Source organism: Butyrivibrio sp. INlla16, assembly GCF_900104155.1.
GTDB lineage: Bacteria > Bacillota > Clostridia > Lachnospirales > Lachnospiraceae > Butyrivibrio.
In genome coordinates this window covers 1-13,164 of sequence record NZ_FMYB01000026.1, presented here as the reverse complement: position 1 = coordinate 13,164, position 13,164 = coordinate 1, and the positions used below count along the sequence as shown (strand labels likewise).

At 40.7% G+C, this 13,164-nt stretch carries 16 protein-coding genes and 2 pseudogenes; 4 read left to right on the top strand and 14 right to left on the bottom strand.

The features are described 5' to 3' along the window. Positions 1–73: 73 nt before the first annotated feature. The 5 genes from BLR42_RS12745 to BLR42_RS12725 all read right to left on the bottom strand — a co-directional run bounded on the left by BLR42_RS12745 (position 74) and on the right by BLR42_RS12725 (position 3,772). On the bottom strand, positions 74–283 hold the full coding sequence (locus BLR42_RS12745) for a hypothetical protein (RefSeq protein WP_091869742.1): 210 nt from the start codon (positions 281–283) through the stop codon (positions 74–76). Positions 284–891: 608 nt separating this feature from the next. Continuing rightward, positions 892–2,133 carry a tyrosine-type recombinase/integrase gene (locus tag BLR42_RS12740; protein WP_091869737.1) on the bottom strand — a complete coding sequence of 414 codons (1,242 nt, stop codon included), beginning with the start codon at positions 2,131–2,133 and terminating at the stop codon, positions 892–894. A 51-nt stretch (positions 2,134–2,184) separates the two neighbouring features. Next, positions 2,185–2,364 (bottom strand): hypothetical protein, encoded by a 180-nt coding sequence (locus tag BLR42_RS12735; protein WP_091869734.1) that lies wholly within the window; start codon positions 2,362–2,364, stop codon positions 2,185–2,187. A 129-nt stretch (positions 2,365–2,493) separates the two neighbouring features. Then, positions 2,494–2,703, bottom strand: coding sequence for a DUF6462 family protein (locus BLR42_RS12730; RefSeq protein ID WP_091869731.1), 210 nt, complete (start codon positions 2,701–2,703; stop codon positions 2,494–2,496). Between the two features lie 754 nt (positions 2,704–3,457). Next, entirely contained in the window at positions 3,458–3,772 is a 315-nt protein-coding gene (locus tag BLR42_RS12725) for a hypothetical protein (protein WP_091869728.1), read from the bottom strand. Positions 3,773–3,955: 183 nt separating this feature from the next. Between BLR42_RS12725 and BLR42_RS12720 the strand changes: the two genes are divergently transcribed. From BLR42_RS12720 to BLR42_RS12705, 4 genes are all read left to right on the top strand, one after another. Continuing rightward, the gene (locus tag BLR42_RS12720) at positions 3,956–4,399 is read left to right on the top strand and encodes an IS66 family insertion sequence element accessory protein TnpA (protein WP_091869725.1); all 444 of its coding nucleotides are present in this window, start codon (positions 3,956–3,958) and stop codon (positions 4,397–4,399) included. Further along, the gene (gene tnpB, locus BLR42_RS12715; RefSeq protein ID WP_091869722.1) at positions 4,392–4,766 is read left to right on the top strand and encodes an IS66 family insertion sequence element accessory protein TnpB; all 375 of its coding nucleotides are present in this window, start codon (positions 4,392–4,394) and stop codon (positions 4,764–4,766) included. Before BLR42_RS12720 ends, tnpB begins: the two co-directional genes overlap by 8 nt. An 89-nt stretch (positions 4,767–4,855) precedes the next feature. Continuing rightward, positions 4,856–5,206 (top strand): hypothetical protein, encoded by a 351-nt coding sequence (locus BLR42_RS12710; RefSeq protein WP_091869719.1) that lies wholly within the window; start codon positions 4,856–4,858, stop codon positions 5,204–5,206. A gap of 24 nt (positions 5,207–5,230) precedes the next feature. After that, positions 5,231–7,162: an IS66 family transposase gene (locus BLR42_RS12705; protein WP_091869716.1), complete on the top strand. Its 1,932-nt coding sequence runs from the start codon at positions 5,231–5,233 to the stop codon at positions 7,160–7,162. Between the two features lie 425 nt (positions 7,163–7,587). Here the strand turns inward: BLR42_RS12705 and BLR42_RS12700 are convergent, their stop codons facing one another. The 9 genes and pseudogenes from BLR42_RS12700 to BLR42_RS12655 form a co-directional block, all read right to left on the bottom strand. Then, complete coding sequence (locus tag BLR42_RS12700; RefSeq protein WP_091869713.1) at positions 7,588–7,866, bottom strand: helix-turn-helix domain-containing protein; 279 nt, start codon at positions 7,864–7,866, stop codon at positions 7,588–7,590. 121 nt (positions 7,867–7,987) lie between these two features. Then, positions 7,988–8,638 carry an RloB domain-containing protein gene (locus tag BLR42_RS12695; protein WP_091869710.1) on the bottom strand — a complete coding sequence of 217 codons (651 nt, stop codon included), beginning with the start codon at positions 8,636–8,638 and terminating at the stop codon, positions 7,988–7,990. Next, positions 8,631–9,806 (bottom strand): AAA family ATPase, encoded by a 1,176-nt coding sequence (locus BLR42_RS12690; RefSeq protein ID WP_091869707.1) that lies wholly within the window; start codon positions 9,804–9,806, stop codon positions 8,631–8,633. Before BLR42_RS12690 ends, BLR42_RS12695 begins: the two co-directional genes overlap by 8 nt. A gap of 149 nt (positions 9,807–9,955) precedes the next feature. Then, entirely contained in the window at positions 9,956–10,402 is a 447-nt protein-coding gene (locus BLR42_RS12685; protein ID WP_139165154.1) for a hypothetical protein, read from the bottom strand. A gap of 2 nt (positions 10,403–10,404) precedes the next feature. Beyond that, positions 10,405–10,653: pseudogene (locus BLR42_RS12680) on the bottom strand (recombinase family protein); the annotation flags it as partial. 151 nt (positions 10,654–10,804) lie between these two features. Then, the gene (locus BLR42_RS12675) at positions 10,805–11,674 is read right to left on the bottom strand and encodes a hypothetical protein (RefSeq protein WP_091869698.1); all 870 of its coding nucleotides are present in this window, start codon (positions 11,672–11,674) and stop codon (positions 10,805–10,807) included. A 56-nt stretch (positions 11,675–11,730) separates the two neighbouring features. Next, positions 11,731–12,141: a hypothetical protein gene (locus BLR42_RS12670; RefSeq protein ID WP_330387354.1), complete on the bottom strand. Its 411-nt coding sequence runs from the start codon at positions 12,139–12,141 to the stop codon at positions 11,731–11,733. Between the two features lie 122 nt (positions 12,142–12,263). Beyond that, positions 12,264–12,404: pseudogene (locus BLR42_RS23930) on the bottom strand (Maff2 family mobile element protein); the annotation flags it as partial. A 307-nt stretch (positions 12,405–12,711) separates the two neighbouring features. After that, positions 12,712–13,164 (bottom strand): TraM recognition domain-containing protein (locus tag BLR42_RS12655; protein WP_091869692.1); only part of this gene is annotated, 453 nt, incomplete at its 5' end.

The following is a 13,164-nucleotide window of genomic DNA, read 5'->3' as shown; positions in this document are numbered from 1 at the left end:
CATTTATCGACTGCTAAATACATCTATTGTTACTTTGCACTCTTCAACGTCGGGATTATGATGCAATCAAACCTCATTTCGCACCATTGTCCTTCATTACATCACTTTTCAGTTCCTTCAGGTTTTTGATTTTTGCACCATTATATTTCATATTGCTCTCGGATATCTGGTGTACTCTTGGCGTACTTTCGATTTTTTGGTGTACAGGAAACTCTGTGAACTTTTTCTGTTTTCCTGACTCCACCTCCGGAGCATTTTCTTCATATACTTCATTACACTTCACACTACTTACAGTGTTATGGTGTACAAATGGCGTATATGATTTTTTGATGCCTCGCAAACCCTTATGAATACTGAGGTTTACTTGTTGAGTGACTTCATAGTAGGATTTATGATGCCATCAAACTTCTTATCGCATCATTATCCTTAATTACGTCACTTTCCAGTTCTTTCGGGCTTTAGATTGTTACATCATTATGCTTCATGTTAGCACCGGAGATTTGATGTACTTATGGTGTACCTCGATTTTTGATACGCCGGAAACGTTCTGAGCACATATCGTTTCCCACCTCCACCTCCGAAGCATTTTCTTCAAATACCTCATTACACTTCACACTGCTTACAGCGCTGTGGTGTACTTTTGGCGTACATGAATTTCTGATGCATCGCAAACCCTTGAGAATGCTGAGGTTTACTTATCCAGTGATTTGAGTGACGGCCTTTTTATTCCGTCAATCCTAACATCACCGCAGGATACTTCAAATCATCTCGTTATCCATATCCTGAAAGAAACCCGTTCTACATTAATGACCTTTATTGTACCTCCTGCACTTCGGTGTATTTGTGGTACACCTCCGTATTGTGTACGGTATCATCTGCGGACATTTTTCCTCAAATGATATCATCGTCATCGTCAAGCTTAGCCATTGCTTCAGCGGTTGATTCCTTCGTCGCTTCTGCGTATATATTCATGGTAGTCTGTATATCAGCGTGACCCATGATATACTGGATAGCTTTCAGATTGTTTTCCTTCTCGCAAAGGCGAGTGCAGAACGTGTGCCTGATAACATGACACGTGAAGTGGGGAATAATTACAGGTTCCCTGTTCTCCCTCTCTGCATTCACGATTTCGAGAGCATTGTACTCTTCAGTTATACGGCTGATTGTCTTGTTAAGATTACCCTGGGTTATGGGAGATCCGAATCTGCTCCTGAACACGAACCCATCAACTCCGTCCACCTTGGTTCTATTAAATGAATCGGAACTCTTCTGGAACTCGTATTCTTCCTGAAAAGCTTCACGCACTCCGGTAAGCATGGGAATCTTCCTGAATCCTGCATCAGACTTGGGATCTGTCAAATGAAAATCGCTGCTTCCGTCCTTGCCAAGACCGTAGTATACAGTCTGTCTGACGTTCACAACTCTCTTCTTGTAATCCACATCGTCCCAACGCAGTCCCGAAACTTCGCCAATCCTCATGCCAGTCCCGAACATTACTGTGAACAACGGTGTCCAGTGACTATAGACAGGATGTTCAGCAACAAAATCCATAAAGGCTCTCTGCTGTTCTCTTGTCAGTGCATGTCTCTTTCCTTTTTCCGCACCGGCTGCCTGAGTGACTTCTCTCATGATATTGTCACAGGGATTAAGTCTGATAAGCCCATCCCTGACAGCCATCTGGAAAGCAGGTCTAAGTACACACTGGATGTTCGACACTGTATTTACTGTGAGTTTGTTCTTCTCAAGAAGCTCGACGTAGAAAATCTTGATATCAGAATACCCGATGCTTGTGACTTTCTTAGAACCAAGCTTGTTTTTGACAAAGTGATCATAGAAATACTGATACCCGATCATGGTTCTGTCACTGAGACCGTATTTGGTAGCCATATATCTGGCAAAGATGTCATTTACAACAACCTCATCAGATAAGTAGGTCTTTATACCATCTACCCTGTCTCTTACCAGATATTCCTCGGCACGTCTGAGTTCCTTAAGTGTCTTGGCGTAGATCGTCCTTCTCTTCCCAAACGGGTCCGTATACCTGTAAGTATACAATTTCTTACTGCTTCTGTAGCCTTCATTATCCCTCAGAAGAATCTTATTGGGATCATACTTGTTTTTTCTTTTACCCACTGCCGCCTCCTTACTTTTGAATAAGGAAAAGACAGTCCGTATGATAGTCAGCTACCGTTTTCTTTTTTCGTGAGCCAGCATATACTTAAACGAGCTCACAAGCGTCTGCGTCATGGTCTGATCATGTCTGGCAGAATACTCATCCAGTGCAGCTTTCTCATCAGCCGTCACTCGTATGGTTATCTGAACATTCTTGGGATTTTCCGCAAAGGGTCTCCCCATCTTTGCCATCTGAGCATCCTCCTTTCCTGACCTGATATTATTATATTTATTGTCTTACACTATGTCAATATGACATCGACAAGTTTTTCAGCAAATATCAGGCTCAGACTATCAAAACCAATCAGCAGAATTTCGTGATCATGCTTCTTCAGGAAGCGGTTCATCTACACGGTAGTGCTCAAGATATCTGTCAAGATCTGCCGTATTGATAAGTGTAACACCTGATCCCCACTTGTGAATCGCATGAGCAGCCTTAGCCATCTTAACAAATGTGTTATAGCTCACATCATAGATTTCCGGCCCGTCTGCCAGTCTTACAAATTTCTTCTGATCGATTTCTCTTTTCATTGCTCATTCCCTTTCTGTTAAAATCGTTGACCAGGCACATCCACCTGTAGAAATCCATTTAACAGCCGTATATCTATTTTATCATATTAATTTTAAGCGTAATACAGTATAGATGTAATGGATTTTTACAGAAGGACCTGTCTTTGTCGCAGGGATATGTATACTAAAAGAAGTAATACACAAATTTCATGAGGAGTGTTAAAACAGGTAGCCTGTGGGTACAGGCTCACATTGGACTCGCACCATCCTTTATTGGACCGCCTTCGCGGAAGTATCATTATCTGTAAGCATAAGTCATCGCCTCCGGGAACCCACTCCCGTCTGAGCCTGATATTTGTCGCTTCCTACCTTAGCCCGGATGCCAGCGTAGCACCCGCAGTCACTGACCGGTATCATACCGGCAGGCGGTTCATCGCGTATCAGACAAACGGCTCGTCTGCTTCATACGTCCTGCTTTCCTCTATTCAGTTTTCATGGTTCATTGTTACCGGTCTTATCAGCCCGGAGAACACACAGCCAATCTGTATGCTCTGTAGGACTTACAAGTCCTTTAGACAAAAGAAAAAACCTGCAAAACGCAGTCCGTGAATACTATCACAGACTAAATACGTTTTGCAGGTTTCTGACGATGCTCTTGTTACTTGTCGAATCTAACTCTTTGCAAACTCTTGATTATCAGGGAGTGAACATACCGCCTTGCCCTGATATCTCATAACAGATCTTATATTGATCTTCCCATTTTCATAATGGATGTCTATTTCTTATTTGCATGCTGCCTTATACTTCTTGCCTTGCTACGACCGAGACAAAATGTCTCGCCATTGATGTGCTGCTTCTCCCCCAGAAAACCACTATCATCACGCCGTTTTGATTTGTAGGTAATCAGCTGACTGTTTACACACTTTGCTACATATGTCAGACCGCAGGTCTTACAGTGAGCAATCACAGTTGATCCTTCCGGAACTTCTACTCCTGACCATCTTGTACATTTCGGGCATGTGACTTTCAACGGCTCAGCTCGCATCTCCGTTATTGGATGAGTCTCTACCGCCAATAATTCTTCGTTCATAATACTCCTTCCTGGCAGCATCGTCATCGCTTTTGTCGATAACGGGATTATAGCACACTTATATACGTATCTCAGTGGCCGGTCGATAACACTGTAAGCGGTAAACAAACCGCGTCTAGGAAAAGCCCTTCAAGATCAGTAGTATTCTCTTAGAGAAACTATTGGTATTGGAGGGCTATTATTATGGACAAATTTGTAATGGATATCCGCCTTGAAAGTTGGATACCAATCTTTGAAGAACAGATCAAGAGTGGTTTGAGCAAGCATGATTTTTGCAGACAAAACGGAATAAGCAAAGGTGCCTTTTTTAAGTGGCAAAAAATATTTCGGGAAAAACTCGCAAGAGAAGCCGGGTACTTAGACACTCCCCCTACTCCAGCCCAATCCTTCAATGATTCCTCAGGCGAAAAACCTGCTTTTTTTGAACTGGCTACCACGTCTTCATCTGACTGTGCTATGGAAATCTCAGATAGCCGTGCAGAAGGACGCCCCTGCATTTCCGGCGGTACTATTGATACTTCACTAGCTGCTATGTCCATTACATATGGTGGCTTTTCTATCAATGTTTCAGGAAATGTTGATGAACAGATACTTTTATCAGTTCTAAAGGCGGTGAAACATGCTTAACAAAGATGGTATTACTTTTTCAAAAATCATTATCCTGATCGGAAGGTGTGATTTAAGAAAGGGTATTGATGGACTCTGCTCTATTATACGGTATCAGTACAACAAAGATCCTCTGGAAAAAGATACTCTGTTTCTCTTCTGCGGAACAAGGAAAGATCGGCTCAAGGGCGTTCTGTGGACTGGAGACAGATTTGTGATGATATACGTAAGACTAACTGAAGGTACTTTCAAATGGCCCCGTACAGAAGCAGAGGCGAGAATAATAAATGGTGAGGAATTTATGCGACTGATGGATGGCTTTGATATTGATCCTTCAATTGGTAAGAAGCATGAACCCGAGCCTGTGATGGTGAACTGGAAGCGATAGAAACCTAGTGATATTTTATAAATAATTACCACTAGGTTATTGACACTAGCATAGGTATGTGCTAAAATATCACTATGGAGGGTATAAAGATGTCAATAGTAAAGCACACTGATAAACGTTCCGGTATAACCTATGTATATGAATCCGAGTCCTACTGGGATAAGGAAAAGAAGCAGCCCCGCTCAAAACGTACGCTCATTGGCAAGATTGATGAAGAAACAGGTGAAATAGTGTCTACCGGAAAAAGCGGAAAGAAAAGAACAACTGCCGCAGATATACAGCAGTTGGGGACATCTCCCGAAGCCATAACAGACCAGGTTGATCTTCTTGCGCAAAAAGATGCACAGATCAGTTCCCTTAAGGAAGAGAACAGGCGTCTGACGAAAGAAAAACAAGAAATACTTAATGCGTTGGAAGTGCTTTTAAAGAAATGGTCTTAAGTGGTTCAGGGGGAGCAAACAGTCATGAGAGCAGATGAAGAAAGATTCTATGAGGAAGCCAGAAAACTTGACTGGGAAAGTCTGCTCTCAGGATATGTTGATCTTCACATGAAATATGAGGAGCTGCTCCGCAATCAACGTGCAAACGAAAGAATCACTACAGAGGGTGTAATCCAGTTCCAACAGCTAAAAAAGGATTATGAAGATGCCCTGATTGAGAATGAACAGCTGAAGAAAACTGTAAAGAAGCTGACGGATCAGCTTGAACTAAAGAATAGAGCCATTTTTGGGAGAAACACCGAAAAGTTCCTTGATACACTCAATGCTTCCGAGAATCCTCCTAAAGAATTCGAAGATGAAAGCCAGACAGAGGACTGCGAAGAAGAAAGCAATGGAAGCCGTATTATAATTAGCCTTGATGACTATAAGAAATCCCTGGAAGAAAACGGAGAAGATAATCCTGAAGGTCATAAAGGAAGCAAATCTGGTAAAGACAGGAAAAGTGGAAAAGGATCGAAAATAAGCAGACTCCTTGAATCGCTGAAAGAACTTCCTGCACAGCTGATCTATGACCTTGACATCGATAAGCTTAACAATGACTATGGCGAAGGCAACTGGCGCATAGCCATGTGGCATGAGCATTATGTTGTCGAAAAGATAGAAAAACCATTGTATGTAAAAAAGATACTCACTCCGGTAATCTCATCCGGCCTTGAGCATGTGATGACTACCATTCCTTATAAAAACCCCTTAAAAGACAGAACCTATATATCAGCGTCAATCCTGGCAGACATACTGTACAGAAAATTTGTTCTTGCACTGCCGTTTTTCAGACAGGCTGCAGACTATTCCATGCAGGGCCTTGAACTATCACGCCAGGTGATAATAGGCTGGGTAAACGAACTTGTGCCACTCATTATGACTCCGGTCATAAAACACATGACACAGCTTATGCTGCTATGCCCTTACCATAATTGTGATGAAACATATCTTCAAGTGTTACATGATGGACGTGCCCCTGGAACCAAGGGCTTTCTCTGGGTGCACAGCACTGGTGAACTCTATGACGGACATCCGATAATCATCTTCATATATGAACAGACAAGAGGTACAGACCATCTCAGGAAGCTATTACTTGAATTCCATGGGTACCTGACTTGTGATGCTTACATATCTTACCATGTAATCGAGTCAGAAAGCGAAGGCAGGATCTCTGTTACGGGGTGTATGATGCACTGCCGCAGATATTTTGCACTTTCCCTTTTTGTAAATGACCTTAAGAACATGTCTGAAGATGAGATAATGCAGATGCCTGAGACAAAAGTGCTCATGCTCATAAGAGAAATCTATCACGAAGAAATGAAACTTAAGAACATGACTGCTGATGACAGGCTGGCTGCAAGAAAAGAGTTTGTCGCACCTAAAGTTGAAGCACTGTTTGTATATATACATGAATTAGATGCTTCTGACGAACTACGTTCCGAGAAGCTTTCCAAGGCTGTTTCCTATGCAATAAATCAGGAAAAGTATCTCCGCAGATTTCTTGAAGACGGAAATATCCCGATTGATAATGGCTCAAGTGAAAGGTATATATCCTCGTATTCCAGGGGCAGAGCCAACTGGCTTTTTGCCGATACACTTGTGGGCGCGAATGTAAATGCTGCCATGTATTCCATTGTTGAAACAGCAAAGGCAAACAAGGTAAATCCCTATGAATACATTAAATATCTCCTTGAGAAGATGCCCAAGCACCTTGACGATGAGGGTAATGTTGTAGATCCGGAGGGCTTTGAAGAAATGATGCCATGGTCAGAATCATTCCACGAATATGTAAAGGATATAAATAAAACCAGGCGTATTCTCTACTCTGGGATGTTTCCTGAGCCTGAAATTCCTAAGGCGCCAAAAAGAGTGAAGTCAATCGCCCTAGTAGATTCGGGGCAGAATTCCGCATAATTTGAGACAATCAAAAACGTAATCACCCCCTGACACGATGTGGCAGGATAATTTGCGTACCTTAAACACAAAAGTCACAAAAAACTGCGAACTTTTGTGACTTTTGTGACCCATAAAACAAGCTCATCCAGACCAATATCTTATCAATAGAAGTCTATACATTTGGATGAGCATTATCTAGACGCTGTTTGTTTACCGCTTACATAACACTTTTTAAAATGTTTTATTCTAAATAACGTAAAAGGGCTGCAATACACTTACAGCCCATAATCGTTTCCACTTATCGGTAGGATTCACCGCTTTTAATAGCTCCCACTCGCAGTAGGGTTCTCTGCTTCAATAGTTCCCACTCACAGCAGGGTTCTCTGCTATAGAAATGTATGATGCAGCGTCTGCATCTTTCTGTATTTTACAATATTCTTCTATCATTTCATAGGCTTAAGCTGATACTGAATGGTAAATCCTAATGCCCTGGCAATCTTTTCTGCGAATTCGAAAGTAGGGGAGACACCTCCATTTTCAAATCTGCTTATATTGGACTGTTTCAGATTTGCCTTCTCTGCAAGTTCTTTCTGAGTCATCCCCAGTTCTTTACGTGCAGTAACCAATTGCTCAAGAAGATTATATTCTGGTTGCATAGAATCATAAATCATCTTGATTTCAGAATCTTTAAGTGCTTTCTCTTTATACTCCTTAAAAGTCATCCTTGCGCCTCCTCTTTGGACAATATACCATATATGATATATTGCTGTAAATTCATTTTACCAATAACAATGCCAAAATCATAAAAAGGGCTGCAATACACTTGCAGCCCACAATCGTTTCCTACCACTCAATCACATCAAAGAACTCTTCTATGTTCGTTCCTTTATGTGCAAGACTATTAAAATCAAGAACCGCCTTCTTAATGACTATATCGAAGCTCTTTTTCTTGATCTCATACTCGTTACATACGAGCTTCTTCTGTCCCCTTATTGCATCCAGCAGGTTAGTGTATACGCGGCTTTGGGAATTAAGAAAATCATATATATTTTTATCTGCCTTGAATATCTCTATGGCCTTATAACCCCAGTCTTTCTCGATATAGGTCTTGGTATTCTGACCATTATATTTTGAGTCATGAAGACAGGCCGCATACTCAAAGTCGGGATTATCCGCGATGACAAAATGCGGTATATTGCCCTTTTGATTCTGAAGCTGGCAATAATTCATCAATTCTATGAAATGTTCCTTCTCTCCTGGAACTGTCTCTATTCTGTCTGCATCTACAATAATGAACTTCGCAAGATAATTAGTCTGTGACTCTTTCTTTATCTGCCTGAGAAAATTGGAATAGCCACCTCCGTGCATATTTATAGGTTTAAGAACAAGTTCTACTCCCTGATTCTTGCGCATCTTCTCTATGTAGTTATATTCACTGTCGCCTTCACAGAAAATGGCATACCTTTTCTTTAAAACACGCTGTTTTCTACTCAAATGCCGTACCTCCCAGAATGCCTTTCATGTAGAATTCATAGACCTTGGTAGTCTCATATCTTACATCCGGGAAATCCGCAAGCGAGTATATCTCTGATGTCAGACTATCCTTGCTCTTTGTAATAAAATATATCTGCTCTTTCATGTATGTCTTAAGATTGAGATGCAGGACATTATGTGTTGAGAAAACAAACTGCCCCCTGTGTTCTGTTCCGTTGACAAATGCCACAACCCTGTCCGAAAGAATAGGATTCAGAACCCTGTCCATCTCGTCAGCAAAGACAACTCTGTTTTCATATACCACTCTGAATATCTGTACTGCCCAGGCAAAGAACTCACGCACACCTGTTGAATCCTGCTGAAGTTCTCGCTTTATCTCATTGCCATCAGCATCTTTCCTGATGACCAATGTTTTTGAATATGGCTTGTCAGGATCGACCTCAACACTGTCAATACTGTAATCTACCATTCTGAATATATCCAGGAACTTTTTGTCCTTGAATATCCGAATGTCTTCATCTTTTCTGGCAGGATCATTTTCCTGATCAACAGGCACAGCTCCTGGAAGCAATATATTCTTGAACCAGTCAGCAACATTAATGGCATCCTCATCTCCGAGAAGAGCCAGCTTACTTACGAACAGACCATAGCTGTTATTACTGTTCTTCAGCGCAGTCGTAAGCTCCTTAGTCTTGCCTTCAGTTTCTGAATATCTGCCATCAGCACCACGTTCTACAAGAAATCTTGTTATAAACGTCGCTTTTCTCTTACTCTGTTTGTATAAGCCTTCGGAAACTATCCCCTTACTGTCTATGGACAGAGCATATTTATAAACCTTCTGACCACTTGCAACAAAGGTGACTTCAAACGACTGCACAGGATTCTTGTCACTAAGGAGGCTTGACGAATTAACATAAGCCCCGATCGACTGCACCTGCAGATTGTTATCAAAAAGTCCCTTAAGAAATTTAAGGCTGCCGATAAAGTTAGACTTACCACCTGCATTTTCTCCGACTATAACTGCTGTTTTCAGCAGATCATAGCCATTACCCGCAGATACATAATTATCCGGGAATCTGGTCTTAACCTTTCCTGTAGGTGCTTCCATGCTGAATTCACTGTCTACGTTAAATGAACAGAAATTATTGAACTTGAAACTGATCAGCATTTTTCGATACCTCCATGCCTTGAATTAAGCATATTATAGCACAATATTCTCATCTAAAACAGTTTTTTGTTTTAGATGAGAATATTCAAGTTAAAAGCATCGAAAAAAGCGCTCACAAAGTACCAAAATAAGGTTTTGATGATAAATAATCACAATATATCATCAAAAAACTTCTGGTCTGCCGAATTTGACATTTCACTGCGGATATTCGGCACCATCATTCTAAGAATCCTATAGTAAAGGGTCTCATACTTATGCCGCACTTCTTTCAGCAGTGGCCACTCATCGTACTCCGGAAGTATCCCATCCCCATATAGCCAGACAAACCTTCTCATAATTACCAGCTTCCGATTCGGATTACTTTCCGATAAAGCAAGGTCAAAAAGCCTTTGAAGCTCATCCAGGTCAGACTTGATATTGAGCTCATCCCTGAAATAGTATTTCTGTGAGTTCCGGTCGCAGCTAAAAAGTGCATTATCAGGGAAGTATGTCTTGTAGGTTCTCTGAAATCTGTATATGAGCTGGGTGATATAGTCATAGCTCCCTGTATAGTAACCGTCCGGATGCAATAACTTGTCAATTTCTGTATAGCTCATCATTGCTCGCTGAGATCACGATAGCTACGTCCTAAACGGTCAATAGACTTGATGTAGAGCACCGAATCCTCATTAAGCTTACGAAGAAGCTTCTTATACTGCGGCCTTTCAAAGTTTTTTCCAGACAGCTTATCCAAAAAAATATTGCTCTCAGGAACTCCCATCTCCTTAAGTGCAATAATCTGTCTGTCCTCATTTTGCTCTCGGGTTGAAACCCTCGCATAACCATAGATTTTTTCTTGCTTCTCCATAATCACATCTCCTCACATTAAAAAAGCGGCATGACTCCTAGAATCACAACCGCCAATAATAAAAATAGCGAGCGACTCATCAATTATGATTAGTCAGCCCGCTATGGGTAACAATATTAAATTCAAGCCATTCTATACCCTTAAACTTTGATTACCAGAATCTTTCAACCATTTTTTTCGCTGTAAATTCCTTAAGTCTAAACTGATTAACAACTTTTTCTATTGTTTCTTCAATGGTTGCGCCAAATGATTTACAAGCGCTTACATAAGATTCAACTTCTCTGTTAAGTACATGAGTTTCCATTACTTCTTTTTCATCAAATAAAGCCATCATCATTGTAACAACCTCCTTTTCACGACTTTCCAGATAATCCTTTAAAATGTTCCTATCTTTACAGATACGAATTGTCTCTTCTATTGCTTCTTTTGTCCTACCGTATATTGCACGCTGTTCATTATAAACCTTAGAAAAGATTATATACTGATTTACTATATCGTCACTATCGGATTCAGAAATAACCTTTACCTTAACTTCAAGTGATGTATTTCTTCCGCCAAAAAACTCGTTTGACAATGATATTTCAGAAGGCTTATCCCCATCACCTACATAAATAACATACAGCTCTGGCTCAGGAAGCTCCATCTTTTTCTCACTATACAGTTCTTCTCTTACATCATCGAAGTATAACTGATAAGACCTTGCTAAATAAATCAATGCCCTGATGATAATATTTACAGTCCATGTACTCTGAGCCTCTGCCAAAATCATCAACCTATCTCTTACCATAAAGCCCAAATCATTAAATACATCATTTATTAAGACATTCTGAATTGTAATATCTGACAAATCATCTTCAGTAACATCAACATCTTCTGGATGAAGCTTTTTGTAAAGTTTAAGTACATTCTCCTTTTTCTCGAATAAATCTGAAAATACGCTATCTTTAACGGTTCGCTTAACAAATCCTCCGTCCTCAGTCTTTACTTCATCCAAATCTATGAAATTATTTGTCTCTGCCATACAATATTTTCCTCGCTATTTCTCTAATTTAATTATATTTTAGAAACAGGCTTTTTTCAATGCAAACCATCTAAAATATTGTTAAAATTTGTTGTAGCGTTGTTAAGAATCTTTATTCTATTTCTTGCTTGCTCTCTCTGCTCTTCAGTTAGCCTCCTTGGCTTACGATAACTAATGTACTTTTTAGGCACTTCGTAGGTCTTAGCATAGGTTGTTTCAGATAGGATGCGATAGATGGATGGGAAATCGGCAACTAACGCATCAATTTTCCTCATAACAGCCTTATCAGCTGTATATATAGTGGCAGTCTGTTCCCCAGCATTGAAATTGATAATGGTTTCCTGCTCATGTCTTGTTAATGGCGTTGACATATTTTTATCAGCTCCTTTCCCTCCGATAATTAACGTCACAATGCAAAATAAAAAAGCCTCAATGATAATTTCCTCATTAAGACTTTTTTTAATCACGTTCTCACGATAACTACTGTATGAACTTTTCTTAAAATGCTGTATTCTATATCACTTCTACTGCTATCTGGATTATGCTTATCCTTTCTTGTTTAATGTTCCATCAAATTTGGTATAACATGCTTCATTCCTTGGCTCTTCGCACCAGGATTGTCGTTTCCATATCCCTCAAGCAGGTTTATGACTCCCCATGCCCCGAGACCAGCGCCCAGTGCGGAAACTACGGTTGAAAGCTGTGTTATTGCTGTATTGAAAAATTCCATGATATTCGATTGTGCGCAATCTGATTGTATGTAATTCCTTTCTTTTTTTACATTCTCCCGCACAATCATCCCCCTTCCTTTGTTTAAAGTTGTTGTTTGTTGTTACGTTTCTTTGCAGGATTCTTTTTTCTCTCCCGCAGAAGAACTCTTTTGTGATAGAATGGGGAAAGGATAATTTTCAGCAAAATTACTCCTGCAGCCGGTGCAGTGATCTTCCGTCCAAAGAATGAATCCCTGTACTGGCTCCTTTTTTATGCGTTGTACATTCGCCCATGTTGCTGTCATATCCTCTCCTTACGATTGATGGTTACGTGCCGGTCACCGTTCCGGCTTTTGAATCTGCTGCATCTCCCGATGCAGAGTCAGATTCTTTGGCATCCGGTTCAAGAATGACTTCCGTTTCTGCGTTCACAACGGTTTCCGGTGTCAGTACCAGGTCAAGATTGAGATAGTCCTGGACATCGAAAGCATTGCTCTCGTCATAATCCGAAAGCTCCTTGTACCTCGGATGTTTGGTGATATCATACTTGTCTGATAAAAAAGGTCTTACGCCACGGATTCTGCAGATACACTTGCCATTATCCATGACCGCCAGTTCATCCTGAGTCATCAGGTCACGGCCTGTCTTCTGGTAGTTGTTTCCGTAGGTCGGGTTATTTCCTTTCGTATCAGAGGTATTACATAGATCAATTGTTTCTTTTCCCAGCAGGGTATTGAGGTCTTTCAAGGTCGATTCCTCATTGCCTCCAAGGAAAAGCAT